The sequence below is a fragment of the Wenzhouxiangella sp. 15190 genome (assembly GCF_003417465.1).
Classification (GTDB): Bacteria; Pseudomonadota; Gammaproteobacteria; order Xanthomonadales; family Wenzhouxiangellaceae; genus Wenzhouxiangella.
The window spans coordinates 1-13,768 of record NZ_QVMV01000009.1 but is presented as its reverse complement, the minus strand read 5'-3'; the positions used below and the strand labels follow the sequence as shown (position 1 = coordinate 13,768).

Genomic DNA, 13,768 nt, shown 5'->3' with positions numbered 1-13,768 from the left:
CAGGGTTCAGGGTTCAGGGTTCAGGGTTCAGCAGAGTCTCACTGCAAACCCAGAATCCTGCCAGAGTGCGACAGATAGCCACTTGTCTTGTTGCGTTTTGCTAAGAGGGAGAAACCGTCGAAGAGCGTGGCGAGCGCGTGCCTGGCAGTGGCCGCCGGAACGGAGGAGCCGGAGTGTATAAGCGAATACATGAGGACTCCGAGTACCGCCGGACGCTGCCAGGCGCGTGCTCGATGCGCTATACGACGGTTTCGGAATAAAGAAGGCCCCGGGCGAGGGAGGACCCGGGGCCTGTAGTCGGATCCGGTTTGGGGACTGTAACCGAATCCTGCTGGTCCGCCTAGGGAGGGAGGCGAACCACACCATGCGCATGGTAAATACTGAGACCAGAGCCTCCGCGCAGAAGTTCCAGAAATTCGCCTAATTTTTGAAAATTTTTTTGCACCCAAAATCAATAGCTTAGTGCGCGGTTTCCCAATCGGGCCCGCTATTTGCTTCGACCAGGAGCTCGACTTTCAGTTCCGCGGCCCGCTGCATGCGCCCGACAACCCCCTCCCGGACGGACTCGAGCACGCCCTTGTCGACCTCCAGGATCAATTCGTCGTGGACCTGCATGACCAGCTTCGCCGGAACGTCCTCGGCCTGGATCCAGGCATCGACATCGATCATGGCCCGCTTGATGATGTCGGCCGCCGTGCCCTGCATGGGCGCGTTGATGGCGGCCCGCTCGGCCGCCTGCCGGCGCTGGCCGTTGCGCGAGTTGATCTCGTCGGCCCACAGGCGCCGGCCGAACAGGGTCTCCACGTAGCCCTGCTTGCGCGCACGCTCCCGGATGTCGTCCATGAAATCGCGCACGCCCGGGTATCGATCGAAATAGCGCTCAATGTAGTCCTGGGCCTCCGAGCGCGGCAACTCGAGCTGGCGCGAAAGGCCCCAGGCACTCATGCCGTACATCAGGCCGAAGTTGATCGCCTTGGCCGCACGGCGCTGGTTGTCGCCAACCTCGTCGACGGCCAGGCCGAAGACTTCGGCGGCCGTGGCCCGATGGATGTCCTCGCCATCGGCGAAGGCCTTGAGCAAGCGCTCGTCGCCGGAAAGGTGTGCCATGATCCGGAGCTCGATCTGCGAGTAGTCGGCGGCCAGCAACACCGTTCCCTGCGGCGCGATGAACGCCTTGCGAATCCGGCGACCCTCGTGCGTCCGGATGGGAATGTTCTGCAGGTTGGGATCGGTCGAAGATAGCCGCCCCGTGGCGGCAACCGCCTGGTGATAGTGCGTGTGCACCCGGCCCGTACGCGGGTGGATACGTTCGGGCAGGCGATCGGTGTAGGTATTCTTGAGCTTGGCCAGGCCGCGGTGCTCGAGAATGATCTTGGGCAGTTCGTGGCCATCGATCGCCAACTCCTGCAGCACATCCTCGGCCGTCGAGGGCTGACCCTTGGGTGTCTTGCGCTTGACCGGCAAACCGAGTTGCTCGAACAGGATTTCCTGCAATTGCCGCGGTGAACCCAGGTTGAATTCCCGGCCGGCTTCCGCATAGGCCGTCTCGACCAACTCGTCGAGGCGCTTGTGGATTTCGCTGCTTTGCTGGGCCAGCACATCGGCGTCCAGGGCCACGCCGGTTCGTTCCATGCGCGCCAGCACATGAATCAGCGGGATTTCCAGTTCGCGGTAGACGCGGCTGGGCCCGTCGAGCTGCTCGAGCCGGGGCCAGAGATGTTCATGCAGGGCCAGGGTAACCTCGGCGTCCTCACCGGCGTACTCGGCGGCGGTGGCCACCGGCACCTGGTCGAAGCTGACCTGGCTTTTACCCTTGCCGGCGACCGCTTCATAGGAGGTGGTCTGTCGGCCGAGATAACGCGAGGCCAGCGAATCCATATCGTGGCGCGTGGCCGTGGAATGAAACGTGTAGGATTCGAGCATGGTGTCGTGCTTTATGCCTCCGAGCGCGATCCCCGCGCGCTCGAGCACGTTGAGGTCGTACTTGAGGTGCTGGCCGACCTTGGCGCGGCTCTCGTCCTCGATGATGCCGCGCAACGCCTCGATGGCCTCGTCGAACGTGAACTCGTTGTCCTGGTCGGCGTGCGCCAGCGGTACGTACCAGGCCTTGCCGGCCTCGACGGCGAAGGAAAAACCGACCAGTTCGGCATCCAGCGGCTCCAGGCTGGTGGTCTCGGTGTCGAAAGCGATCAGTTCCGCGGATTCCAGTGTCTCGACCAGGGCCTCGAGCTGCTTTTTCGTGGTCACGGTCTCGACCTCGAGGTCGCTGCCCGAAGAGGGACCATCGCCGTCTCCGTCGCTGTACTGCTTCAGCCAGGTCGAGAAGCCGAAGCGCTTGAGCAACTCGACCATGCGTTCACGATCGGGTTCACCCCGCCCGAGCATCTCGAGCCCGCCCTCCAGGTCAACCGATTCGTCCAGCGTGACCAGTTCACGCGAAAGCCTGAGCTGGTCCAGCCCGCCCCTCAGGTTCTCGCCGATCTTGCCGCCGATCTCGTCGGCGTGTTCGATCACGCCATCGAGGTCACCATATTCTTTCAACCACTTCGCCGCCGTCTTCGGCCCCACCTTCTCCACGCCCGGGATGTTGTCCGACGTGTCGCCGGTCAGCGCCAGCAGATCGGCTACCAGTTCGGGGCCGACCCCGAACTTCTCCTCGACGGCCTCGGGGTCATAGCGCTTGTCCTGCATGGTGTCCTCGAGCACCACACCGTCGGTGACCAACTGGGCGAGGTCCTTGTCGCCGGAGGAGATTAATACCGGCATACCTGCTTCCCGCGCCTGACGGGTGAGCGTGGCGATCACGTCATCGGCCTCGACGCCCTCGATCACCAGTCGGGGCAGGCCCATGGCGTCGATCAGTTCGTGCAGCGGCTCCAGCTGCGACTTCAGTTCTTCGGGCATGGGCGGGCGCGTGGACTTGTAGTCGGCGTAGGTTTCGTGCCGGAAGGTCTTGCCCGGGGCATCGAAGATTACGGCCACATGGTCAGGATCATAGTGCTCGAGCATACGGCGCACCATGTTTGCCACGCCGAATATCGCGCCGGTGGGCTGGCCATCTCCACTGGTCAGGCTGGGCAGGGCGTGAAACGCCCGGTAAAGGTAGGACGAGCCATCAACCAGGCACAGGGGCTTTTTGGACATGCTCGCTGATTTCCGCTTCGATCAATACACCATGATAAAAGAACCAGGGTACCGCTGATCATTATGATCGGGATCAAAAAGTGATTCCGGGGTCTCTGTTAGACTTTCACAACATCACCAAAGAGGCTGTCACCATGCGCTACACCCTGATTTCACTGATGCTGATGATGGCCTGGCCTGCCCTTGCGCAAGACGAGCCGGAACCATCCGACGCGCCCCCGCCACCGCCGATTCGCGAGCCCATGCCGCCGAAGGTGCAAGACCCCGACGAGCAGATTCAACCGCAGGTCGTGATCCGGCGCGAAGACGATCGCATTATCGAGGAATACAGTTCGGGCGGGCAGGTCTACATGGTGAAAGTCACCCCGATCGACGGCGGCCCATCCTACTACCTGATCGATGAAGACGGCGACGGCGAACTCGAAAGCCGCCACGAGCATATGGAGCCGGTGAAGCCCGCCTACTGGAAGATCGCCGAATGGTGACCTGGAGCGGCTGAGAGCTACTGCGCACGTGGCTGGCGGCGTCCGGCAGCGTAGGCAACGGAGTCCTGGCCGTTTTCCGTAGGAAAGAAGCCAGGACGGAGTGCCGTTAAACGCGTGCTCAGGGTCCTCATGTATCTTCCACATACACGCGCGACGGCTCCAATCCGGCGCTCCTTGCGCTCCGCGCAAACCGCACCGGATATTCCACCTGCGCTCCGGCCCTTCCGCTGCGGCGGCCACCGCCAGCCACGCGCTCGCTACGCTCTCAGCCGCTCCAGGCCGAGCCTAATCAGCGACCTCATCGACCAGATCGAGAAACCCTTCTAGAGAAATTGTTTCGGCCCGGGCCTTTGGGTCGATTCCCGCCGCTTCGATTGCTTTTTCGTCCAATAGTCCCTTAAGGGCGTTGCGGAGGGTTTTGCGGCGTTGGCCGAAGGCGTGGCGGACGACTTTTTCCAGGCGCGGCAGGCGTTCCAGCATGGCCTTGTCGAGCGTCTTCGGCACCATGCGAATGATCGCCGAGTCGACTTTCGGCGGCGGACGGAAGGCGCCCGGGGGGACGGTGAACAACCGTTCCATGCGGCAGTGGAAAGCGGCCATCACCGACAGTCTTCCGTACTGCTTCGATCCCGGCGAAGCCACCAGGCGATCGACGACTTCCTTCTGCAGCATGAAATGCATGTCCACGATCGATTCGCGCCAAGTAAACAGGTGGAACATGATCGGGGTGGAGATGTTGTACGGCAGATTGCCCACAACACGCATGCGCTCCCCGCCCACGGCGGCCAGGTCGACTTCCAGCACATCGGCCTGGATCACTTCGAACCGCTCGGGGAAGCCCAGGCGCTCGGGTAGGGCCGCGGCCAGGTCGCGATCGAGTTCGATGGCCGTCACCCGGGCGCCGGTCTCCAGCAAGGGGCCAGTCAGAACGCCTTCGCCGGGCCCGATTTCGATAAGGTTGTCGTCGGCGCTCGGCCGAATGGCCGAAACCAGCCGGCCGATGATGCCGGCATCGTGCAGGAAATGCTGGCCGAAACGCTTGCGCGGCCGGTGCGGCTTCATCCGCGCGGCCGCTGCAGGCCACGCGCCAGGTTGATGGCGGCGTTGAGGCTGCCGGATTCGGCCTGGCCGGTACCGGCCAGGTCGAGTGCGGTGCCGTGGTCGACCGAGGTGCGGATAAACGGCAAGCCCAGTGTCACGTTGACCGCATGCCCGAAACCGACGTGCTTGAGTACCGGCAGGCCCTGGTCGTGATACATCGCCAGCACGGCGTCGAATTCCCGCAGGCGATCGGGCACGAAAGCGGTATCAGCGGGCAGCGGACCGGTCAGTGACATGCGCCGGCGGAGCTTTTCGATCACCGGCCCGATGATCTCGATTTCCTCGCGGCCCAGATGACCGCCTTCGCCGGCGTGCGGGTTGAGCCCGAGTACGGCGATATGCGGTTTCGCCAGGCCGAACTGCCGCTGAAGTCCGGCATGAAGTATCTCCAGCGTCTGCGCCAGATCATCGGAAGCGATGGCATCAGGCACTTCCCGAAGCGGCAGATGCGTGGTTGCCAGGGCCACGCGCACCTGGCCGGCGACGAGCATCATCACCACCCGCTCGACACCCGCTTCGGCGGCCAGAAACTCGGTATGACCGCTGAAGGGCACACCCGCATCGTTGATCACGCCCTTGTGAACCGGGCCGGTCACCAGGCCGTGTACCCGGCCGGCCAGGCAATGGCTTGCCGCCACGCGCAGGCACTCGAGCACGTATTCGGCATTGGCCGGATCGGTCCGCCCCGGCACCGCAGTTTGCTCCAACTTCACGGGCAGGCAGCGAATACCGCCGGTCGCGCCGGCCTCGATCGCGTCGAGCTCCTGGACGCTCGCCGCCAGGCCCAGCCGATCGACGGTCTCGCGAAGCAGTTCGGGATCGGCCACCACCACCAGGGCCGGATCGAGCGCCGCGACCCGGCAGGCCAGCTCGGGACCGATGCCAGCCGGCTCTCCCGGCGTGACGACTAGCTGCTCGAGCGCCACCGACCTTGCCTGCTAGAGGCGGATTTCGACGAAGGACTCGCTGCGCAGCTGACGCATGAACCGATCGACCTCCTCCTGCGACTTCTGCTCGGAGATCATCTCACGCGCTTCCTCACGGCGAATCTCCTCGGTCCGATCGGCCTCGCGTACGTCGAGCAGCTTGACCAGATGCCAGCCCTGCGGGCTACGGAAAGGCTCGCTTACCTCACCGGGCTCGAGCGATTCGACCTTTTCCTGGATATGCCGCCCATAGCCGCCGGCGGGGAACCAGTCGAGCAGACCGCCGATATTCGCGGTTGAGGTGTCGCTGGAATATTCACGCGCCAGTTCGGCGAAATCCTCGCCCTCCTCGATGCGGCGCTTGAGGTTCTGAGCCTGCTCGCGCGCTTCTTCCGGGGTGACCAGTTCCGAAGGGCCGATCACCAGATGCCGCGCACGGTATTCCTGCACCATCACCTCGCTGCGCTCACGCACATCGCGCACCTTGAGGATTACGAAGCCGTTCTGCGTGCGCAGCGGCTCGGTCACGGTGCCCGGCTCGGCGCCTTCGACCGCTTCGACAAAGGCTCGGGGCAGGGCGTTCGTGCTGCGCCAGCCCACGTCGCCCCCCTCGAGGGCGTCGGAACCCTGCGAGTAGCTGATCGCCGCGGCCGAGAAAGTCATGCCGTCTTCGAGTTGCTGATAAATTTCCTCGACGCGGGACTGCGCCTGGCGAACCTGCTCAGGGGAAGCCGACGGCGGAACCTGGACGACGATCTGGGAAAGCAGATACTCCTGGCTGTCGATCTGGTCGGACGCGAGTGCGATATCGATCTCGGTTTCGGAAATCTCGTCCATGGAATTGACCACGCGCTGCTGCAGCCGCGAGGTGATGATTTCGTTGCGGATTTCGCGGCGAAATTCCTCGAACTCGACGCCGTCGGCTTCAAGCATCTGGCGCAGTCGTGAAAGCGACATATTGTTCTGCTGTGCCACCCGATTGAGTGCGTTGTCGACATCAGCGTCGGAGACACGAATGCCGGTCTGTTCGGCACGCAGAATCTGCAGCCGCTGCATAATCAGACGCTCCAGCACCTGCTCTTCCATGACGCTTCGCGGCGGCAGACTCTGACCGCGCGACTGGACCTGCTGCTCGATCGCATCGATAGCCTCTTCCAGTTCACTTTGCAGAATCACGTCCTCCTCGACCAGCGCGACGATGCGGTCAATGGGTTGGCTCTCACTGGGTTGGCTCTCACTTTCGCTCTCGTTCTGCGCCGAGGCCAACAGCGGCAGCATCATCAGGGTACCTACTGCCAGAAATAGAATCTTTGCCTGTTTCATTGCGAATCAGTGTCCTTGAAGTTTCATGCCTGTCATTGCCAGGTGGGGCCGGTAAAGAGCCGATAGGGCGAACGCCCGACGCTGCCCAGCCCCTTGAGTTCCAGTTCGACGAAAAACGCCGTGCGTTTGTCCGATTCGCGGTCACGTACCCATTCGCGGGCCGTAAAGCGAAGCGACCAGCAGCAACTGTCGTACTCGATGCCGCCGAGCACCTCCAGTGTCTCATTTTCCTCGAACGAATACGTTACGCGGCCGACAAGATTGAGTTGCTGGTTGACCGGATAGCGAAAACGCATGTCGGCCTGATCGACCCGGTCGCGACGGAAGCGATAGCCGAGCGCAACCTGTCGGGCATCCCGACCCTGCCAGTTGAGACCAAATCGCGCAACTTCGGTTTCATCGGCCTCGTCATCCCACTGCAGGCCTGCGTTGAGCACCAACTGCCGTGCCGGACGCCAGGTCATTTCGGCCACCGTGGCCGAACGCTCACGCATATCCGGCGCGGCTTCATCGAGCTGCACGCGCAAATCGCGAAAGTAGACGATCTGCCCGAGACTGGCCTCGAGTCGGCTGAAGCCGTCTTCGACCTCGAGCAGGCGCGAGGTCAACGCCAGCGTGAGCTGGTTGGCGTCGCCCTGGCGGTCGGGGCCGCTGAAGCGGTTGTAGTGGAAGAGTTGACTGAAACCGAAGGTCAGCTCACGTGTGTCGAAGTCCGGATAGTCGTCCTGGTCTCGGTAGGGCACGTACAGGTAATAAAACCGCGGTTCCAGGGTCTGGATACGGCCGCTGTCGAGTCGGCGCTCGAAGGCGAGCCCGGCGTCGAACGTGGCAATCGGTGTGGTACGCGTCAGGCTCGAATCCGCCCCGCCATCGAGTTCATACGCGGTCGATCGCACGCCCACGGCTGGCCGGATGTGCCAGCCCGGCGCAACCAGGTCGTAGTGCAGCCTCGGGAACAGGTCGACGCGCGCACCGGTCACCCCCACGTCGCGGTCGAAGTAGACCGCCTCGCCGTCGAGCGAGAAGCGGAAGCGCCCCGGCAGCGGCCGGTCGACGTCGAGCATCGTGCGCGGCAGGCGGCGATAGGGTTCCCGTGTCGGCCCAACGCTTTCGTCGAGCACCTGGAAGGTGTCGGCCAGCACCTCCAGCGACCAGTAACGGCCGAAACCGCGCAGGCTGGCCGAGGATCGCAGGAACTGGATGGCCGAGTCGCGCAGGTCGCTGCCCAGGTCGATGAAATACTCGTCGTCGCTGGCCCGCTTGAGGTTGGCCGAAGCCACCCAGCCGGGATGCGCACGCAGCCGGTAATCGAATTCGCCATAGTAGCGACCGTCGTTGGTGCGCTTGTCCTCGGGCAGCCAGTCGATGCGCAATTCCCCCGACTGGCGCTCGGTCAGAAAGCGGTGTTCCAGGCCCAGCATCGGCCCGCGCTTTTCGATCCAGCGCGCGGTGATTGTCGCGTCCTGGTTCGGCGCGATATTCCAGTACCAGGGAATGGAAACGTCGAAACCGTCGTCGGCGGAGTAGCCGAATCCCGGGTAAAGAAAACCGCTCTTGCGGCGGTCGTCGAGCGGGAAGCTCAGCCACGGCGAGTACAGCAGCGGAACGCCCTTGAAGACCAGGCGGGCATTGCGCGCGGTGCCCACACCCTTTTCCATATCCATGTCGACGCTGGAAGCCTCGATCTGCCAGTCGTCCTGCTCCGGCGGACAGGTGGTGAAATCGAAGGTCTCGAGCCGGGCATGTTCGGGATCGTGAATGACCGCGGACGCGGCCGAGCCCCGGGCGGTCGTTCCCGGAATGGTGTAGAGGATCGACTCGAACTGGCCGCTCTTTCGGCGGGTATCGTAGCTGGCGCTCTGGGCATCGACATTGAGCCGCGGGCCGCTGTACTGTAGCCAGCCGGGAATACGCACGCGGCCGGTCTGCGGCTCGTAAATGAGTTCGTCGGTCTCGAGCTCTTGTTGCCCCTGCCGCAGCAGCACGCTGTCGCGAAAACGCACCTCATCCTGCCGGCTGGCATCGAACCGTTCGGCATCGATATTCGTGCGCCCGGATCCGGTCTCCGGCGATGCCTCGGGAATGCGCAACGGGGCCGGAGGCGGACACGACATGGGCGCATCCACTTTGCCGCGGGCCGGCAGGGCGACCTGGGCCAGCGCAATGACAATCGCGGCGGGCAGCAGATAGTGCGGAGACAAGTCGGTTTCCGTTTGCGAAATAGCCGGTTAAGTTTGCATATCCCCCGCAATTGTTCAATGGCCATCTTGCAAAAATCGATCGCGCCGCTCCGGGGTCGACTCGGCGAGGGCACGGGCACGCTCGTACAGGCAGGCCAGGTCGGCATCGCATTCCCCGCGGTACAGCGACTCAAAGGCAGCCACCCCGGACTCGTAAGTGGCGATCAATGCCAGATGTGCATTATTGAGCTTGCGCGACAGCCAGGCGTCGATTCGGCCACTGTCATGCCGTGCGGCCAGTGCCCGCAGATCGTCCTTCAAGCGCTCGAACTCTTTTTGCTTGGCCATGGCCAATCGCTCTGGATCGGAGACTTGATCAAAATGCTGCGCAAGGCGCTCGCGCGCGTTCAGCAGTGCCGTCGTCACTTGCCGATCGAGCGCTTGCATGGTCTGCCACTGCCGCAGGCCCGCCGGATCATCCTGCCGGGACAACCAGCGTTGCGTTCCCAGACGGCCGACGAAGGTCGCGAACGCCTCGTTGAAAGCCGTATCGCCCCTGACGTAGAGCATCTCGTGGGTCAATTCGTGGAAGATGAGTTCGGCCAGTACGGGATCGCTCAGATCGAGCATGCTGTCGAGTACCGGGTCGGAGAACCAGCCCAGCGTTGAATAGGCTGTGGCCGGAAACACCGCCACGTCGAAACCTTGAGAGGCCATTTTCTCGGCCAGTTCCCGAGCGCGAGTGCGCCGGAAGAATCCGCGGTAGGCGAGACAGCCCACGAGCGGATAGCACCAGGTTTCGGGTTCGACCGAGTAGGCCGGTGTGGCCACCACGTTCCACAGCGGGGCCTCTCGCTCCAGATCGGCGTACAGGGTGTAACTGCGGCTGTCGGGCAGGCCCAGCGATGAATCGGCGAAATCCCGTATTTCGAGCACGGTACGAAGCCGCTCACGCAAATCGGGCGAAGTGGCCGGATCAGCCATCACTTCTACGATATCCTCGCGCTTGGACAGGATCTCGATCTGGCCCCGAGCGGCCTGCCCGTACCATGCCACCGTGGCGCAACCGGCAAGCCCCAGCGCCATTGCAAACAGGAGCACACCTTTGAGCGACGACTGGTATCTGGACGACGACTTCTGGCGCAATTTCGGCTCGCTGATGTTCAATGCAGACACTTTCGCGCGCGGCTCGCAAGAAGTCCAGCAACTGCTTGCCCTGCTGGGCTCACGACCGCAAACCGTGCTCGATCTCGGCTGCGGCCCCGGCCGGCACGCCCTGCCCCTGGCCGATGCCGGACTGGCGGTGACCGCCGTCGATACCAGCCCTTCCTTGCTCGAGCAACTCGAAACCGAACGCGGCGAGCGCGCCATCGAGATCGTCGAGGCCGACATGCGCGAATTCGTCCGCCCGCAAACCTTCGACGTGGTCATCGTCATGTGGACGAGCTTTGGTTATTTCACCGACGAGGCCGACCACCGGCGCGTGCTGACCAATATCCGTGACAGCCTCAAGCCCGGCGGCCGGCTGGTGCTCGATCTCGTCGGCCTCGAGTACCTGTGCCGCAACCTGCAGCCCGTTCACCTGACGGAGTACGACGACGGCCGCATCCTGGTCGAGCGCCCCGACCTGACCGAAGCCATGACGCGCCTGGAAAACCAGTGGATGCTGATCGACGGCGACCGGGTCCATTACCACGAATTTTCGCACCGGGTCTGGTCGGCCGGCGAGATTCGATCGCTTCTGCAGGATGCCGGACTGAGCCTCAAGGCCGTTTACGGCTCGTACGACGGCGATGAGTACGACCTGGACGCTGAGCGGATGATCGTCATCGCGGGATGATGTCGTTTCGTCGTTTTGACCAAAAGACGAAAAGACATCAACCGACAAGAATACCTGCCCAGCTTGCATTGAGCAGGGAAACCAAAGTGCCGCCCAGGACAGCTTTGAGGCCGAGCTGGGCCAGGTCGGCGCGGCGCGAAGGTGAAATACCGCCGATGCCGCCGATCTGGATGGCGATCGAAGCGAAATTAGCGAAGCCGCACAGGGCGTAAGTCGAGATCAGGACCGCGCGTTCGGACAGTTCCGACTGCATTTCGGTCAACGCGACATAGGCGACGAATTCGTTGGCAACGATTTTCTGGCCGATCAGGCCGCCCACGGCCACCGCCTCTTCCAGCGGTACGCCGGCCAGGATTGCCAGCGGGGCACAGACCCAGCCGAGAATCAGCGCCAGCTCGATCGGCTGGCCGACCAGCGCTTCCAGCCCACTGACCTCACCCAGCCAGCCCAGCGGCCCGTTTATGAGGGCGATCAGCGCCAGGAAAGCCAGCAGCATGGCGCCGACGTTAAGCGCGAGCTTCAAGCCCTCGCCGGCCCCGCCGGCGGCCGCCTCAATCAGGTTGGTATGCGGCCGGTCGATAGCGGTGCGCACGGTACCGGCCGTCTCCGACTCCTGCGTCTCGGGTATCAGCAGCTTGGCCACCACCAATGCGGCGGGTGCGGCCATAATCGAAGCGGATATCAGGTGCTTGGCAAAGAAGGCCTGCTCGGCCGGATCCGAACCGCCGAGCAACATGACGTAGGCGGCCAGCACCCCGCCGGCGATGGTCGACATGCCGCCGGTCATCAACGCGAACAGTTCCGATCGGGTCATGCCGGCGATGAAGGGCCGCACCACCAGCGGTGCCTCGGTCTGGCCGACGAACACGTTGGCGGCCGTGGCCAGCGATTCGCTGCCGGAGACCTTCATGAAACGCGTCATCACCCAGGCCATGAGCTCGACGAGCTTCTGCATGATGCCGATGTGATACAGGCAGGCCATCAAGGAGGCGAAAAAGATGATCGTCGGCAGCACCTGGAAGGCGAAGATGAAACCGAATTCATCAGCGTCCGCCAGCGGCCCGAAGATGAATTCGGCGCCGGCACTGGTATAACCGATGAGGGTCACGAACAATTGCCCGAGCTGATCGAACAGCATCTTGCCCAGCGGCACCCACAGCACGAGGATGGCCAGCAAGAGCTGCAGCACGAGCCCGACGGCGACGGTCTGCCAGGAGATTTGGCGTCGAGCCGACGACAAGGCCCAGGCAATGCCCAGCAAGACGGCAATGCCCGCCAGCCCGAATACAGTCTGAATCAATTCCTTCGACTCCCCTGGGAACGTCTGAGTATCGCGCCGCTACTTTTAACATATTTGATTTGTGCGGCGCTCTGGCATAACGACTCGGGGCACGACTAGAATGAAATTCCAGGCCCGGCCCGGCGAGTAGCAAAATTCCCGAGGGGCTGGCCGAATTGAACCGGAAAATTCGTTATTGGGGTACAACGTCATACGGCCCGCCGATCCTGTCGGGATCGCAGCGAAGCAAGCAATCGGATGAACCCAGGAGGGATAGACCCATGAAATTGAGATTGATCGCCGGCCTTTGCGCACTTTCCATGCTGACCGGCTGCCCGGCGGCCGGAACCACCACCCAGGTCCGCGACAGCGGTTCCGGAGCGAGCATGGAAGAAGCCCGCTCGGCCGCCTACGACGGCCCGCAGGCACGCATCGCCGTGGCCCGTTTCGAAAACAAGGCCGCCAACTCCGGGCGCTGGTGGAACGAGTCGATCGGCGAAGGCATGGCCGACATGCTGACCACCGCCCTGTTCAACTCCGGCCGCTTCATCGTGCTCGAACGCGAGGCCATCGACGACGTCATGGCCGAGCAGGATCTCGGCGCCAGTGGCCGGGTACGTGAGGACACCGCCGCCGCCATCGGTGAGATCGAAGGGGCCGAACTGCTGGTCGTCGCCGCCGTCACGGAGTTTTCCGAGAACGCCAGCGGCTCGCGCGGCTCCTTCGGCGGCAGCCGAATCGGCAAGATCGCCGGCGCCATCACCGGCGGCAGCAGTAGTGCCCATATGGCCATCGACCTGCGCATCATCGATACCAATACCAGTCGCGTTCTGGCGGCCACCAGTGTCGAGGGCGAGGCCAAGGACTTCGACATCGGTGGTGCGCTCGCCGGCTATACCAGCCGTCATTCCCTCGGCGGTTCGCTGTCGAGCTGGGAGAACACCCCGCGAGAAAAAGCCCTGCGCCAGGTCATCGGCCAGGCGGTTGAAGAAGTCGTGCGCCGCACGCCGCAGCGCTACTACCGGCATGGCGACGGCCAGTCGCAGTCGGCCGGCTACCAGGCCACCAGCTCCGGCGGCAATGGCGGCAATGAAGGTGGCGGCACCGGCGAGCGCGTGGTGATCACCGCCAACTCGCTCAATGTTCGCTCCGGACCCAACGGCGATAGCGCCGTCGAGTTCAGCCTGAGCTCGGGCGCCATGGCCGACGTGCTGGCACGCGCCGGCGACTGGCTCCAGATCCGCGACGATCAGGGCCGCACCGGGTGGGTGGCATCCGAGCACACGCTCGACGTGCAGTAAGTCATCGCGACTCGCGTCGCTTGATCGTGAAAAGGCCCCGCTCGTTTTGAGCGGGGCCTTTTTCTTCTAGCGAGACGTCTGGCGTTTTGGCGTCAGGTCGGTTGTTTCCACTGCGCGCAGTGGCGCCCTCGACAAGTCAAAGGCGGTTTCGCCCGGCGCGCTTCGCGCGCTCTTGCGGCGAATTCCTTT

At 63.4% G+C, this 13,768-nt stretch carries 10 protein-coding genes; 3 read left to right on the top strand and 7 right to left on the bottom strand.

Annotation, left to right across the window (positions count from 1 at the left end; all coding sequences use genetic code 11):
- Positions 1–459 precede the first annotated feature (459 nt).
- Positions 460–3,144, bottom strand: a complete 2,685-nt coding sequence (gene polA / locus DZK26_RS02795; protein WP_116898542.1) for a DNA polymerase I — start codon at positions 3,142–3,144, stop codon at positions 460–462.
- Positions 3,145–3,278: 134 nt separating this feature from the next.
- Here polA and DZK26_RS02790 point away from each other — a divergent pair, with 134 nt between their 5' ends.
- Positions 3,279–3,629 carry a DUF2782 domain-containing protein gene (locus DZK26_RS02790; RefSeq protein ID WP_220337182.1) on the top strand — a complete coding sequence of 117 codons (351 nt, stop codon included), beginning with the start codon at positions 3,279–3,281 and terminating at the stop codon, positions 3,627–3,629.
- A 285-nt stretch (positions 3,630–3,914) separates the two neighbouring features.
- Here the strand turns inward: DZK26_RS02790 and rsmA are convergent, their stop codons facing one another.
- The 5 genes from rsmA to DZK26_RS02765 are packed head-to-tail and all read right to left on the bottom strand — an operon-like array spanning position 3,915 to position 10,245.
- A complete protein-coding gene (gene rsmA / locus DZK26_RS02785) occupies positions 3,915–4,691 on the bottom strand; it encodes a 16S rRNA (adenine(1518)-N(6)/adenine(1519)-N(6))-dimethyltransferase RsmA (RefSeq protein ID WP_116898543.1) in 777 nt (258 codons plus the stop codon).
- The gene (gene pdxA / locus DZK26_RS02780) at positions 4,688–5,656 is read right to left on the bottom strand and encodes a 4-hydroxythreonine-4-phosphate dehydrogenase PdxA (RefSeq protein ID WP_116898544.1); all 969 of its coding nucleotides are present in this window, start codon (positions 5,654–5,656) and stop codon (positions 4,688–4,690) included. The genes rsmA and pdxA overlap by 4 nt, the downstream gene beginning before the upstream one ends.
- Before the next feature lie 12 nt (positions 5,657–5,668).
- Positions 5,669–6,979 carry a peptidylprolyl isomerase gene (locus tag DZK26_RS02775; RefSeq protein ID WP_116898545.1) on the bottom strand — a complete coding sequence of 437 codons (1,311 nt, stop codon included), beginning with the start codon at positions 6,977–6,979 and terminating at the stop codon, positions 5,669–5,671.
- A 32-nt stretch (positions 6,980–7,011) separates the two neighbouring features.
- A complete protein-coding gene (locus DZK26_RS02770) occupies positions 7,012–9,180 on the bottom strand; it encodes an LPS-assembly protein LptD (RefSeq protein WP_116898546.1) in 2,169 nt (722 codons plus the stop codon).
- A gap of 54 nt (positions 9,181–9,234) precedes the next feature.
- Positions 9,235–10,245 (bottom strand): aminopeptidase, encoded by a 1,011-nt coding sequence (locus tag DZK26_RS02765; RefSeq protein WP_116898547.1) that lies wholly within the window; start codon positions 10,243–10,245, stop codon positions 9,235–9,237.
- Positions 10,246–10,264: 19 nt separating this feature from the next.
- Between DZK26_RS02765 and DZK26_RS02760 the strand changes: the two genes are divergently transcribed.
- Positions 10,265–10,999: a bifunctional 2-polyprenyl-6-hydroxyphenol methylase/3-demethylubiquinol 3-O-methyltransferase UbiG gene (locus tag DZK26_RS02760; protein WP_116898548.1), complete on the top strand. Its 735-nt coding sequence runs from the start codon at positions 10,265–10,267 to the stop codon at positions 10,997–10,999.
- Positions 11,000–11,036: 37 nt separating this feature from the next.
- On the opposite strand, the gene DZK26_RS02755 is transcribed toward DZK26_RS02760, so the two are convergent.
- Positions 11,037–12,299 (bottom strand): NupC/NupG family nucleoside CNT transporter, encoded by a 1,263-nt coding sequence (locus tag DZK26_RS02755; protein ID WP_116898549.1) that lies wholly within the window; start codon positions 12,297–12,299, stop codon positions 11,037–11,039.
- A 260-nt stretch (positions 12,300–12,559) separates the two neighbouring features.
- Here DZK26_RS02755 and DZK26_RS02750 point away from each other — a divergent pair, with 260 nt between their 5' ends.
- Positions 12,560–13,579 (top strand): CsgG/HfaB family protein, encoded by a 1,020-nt coding sequence (locus DZK26_RS02750; protein WP_116898550.1) that lies wholly within the window; start codon positions 12,560–12,562, stop codon positions 13,577–13,579.
- Positions 13,580–13,768 lie beyond the last annotated feature (189 nt).

What these genes read in the sequence shown, in the direction of transcription:
- polA (WP_116898542.1), bottom strand. Translation starts at nt 3,144, where the DNA reads ATGTCCAAAAAGCCCCTGTGCCTGGTTGATGGCTCGTCCTACCTTTAC.
- DZK26_RS02790 (WP_220337182.1), top strand. Translation starts at nt 3,279, where the DNA reads ATGCGCTACACCCTGATTTCACTGATGCTGATGATGGCCTGGCCTGCC.
- DZK26_RS02765 (WP_116898547.1), bottom strand. Translation starts at nt 10,245, where the DNA reads ATGGCGCTGGGGCTTGCCGGTTGCGCCACGGTGGCATGGTACGGGCAG.
- DZK26_RS02775 (WP_116898545.1), bottom strand. Translation starts at nt 6,979, where the DNA reads ATGAAACAGGCAAAGATTCTATTTCTGGCAGTAGGTACCCTGATGATG.
- rsmA (WP_116898543.1), bottom strand. Translation starts at nt 4,691, where the DNA reads ATGAAGCCGCACCGGCCGCGCAAGCGTTTCGGCCAGCATTTCCTGCAC.
- DZK26_RS02750 (WP_116898550.1), top strand. Translation starts at nt 12,560, where the DNA reads ATGAAATTGAGATTGATCGCCGGCCTTTGCGCACTTTCCATGCTGACC.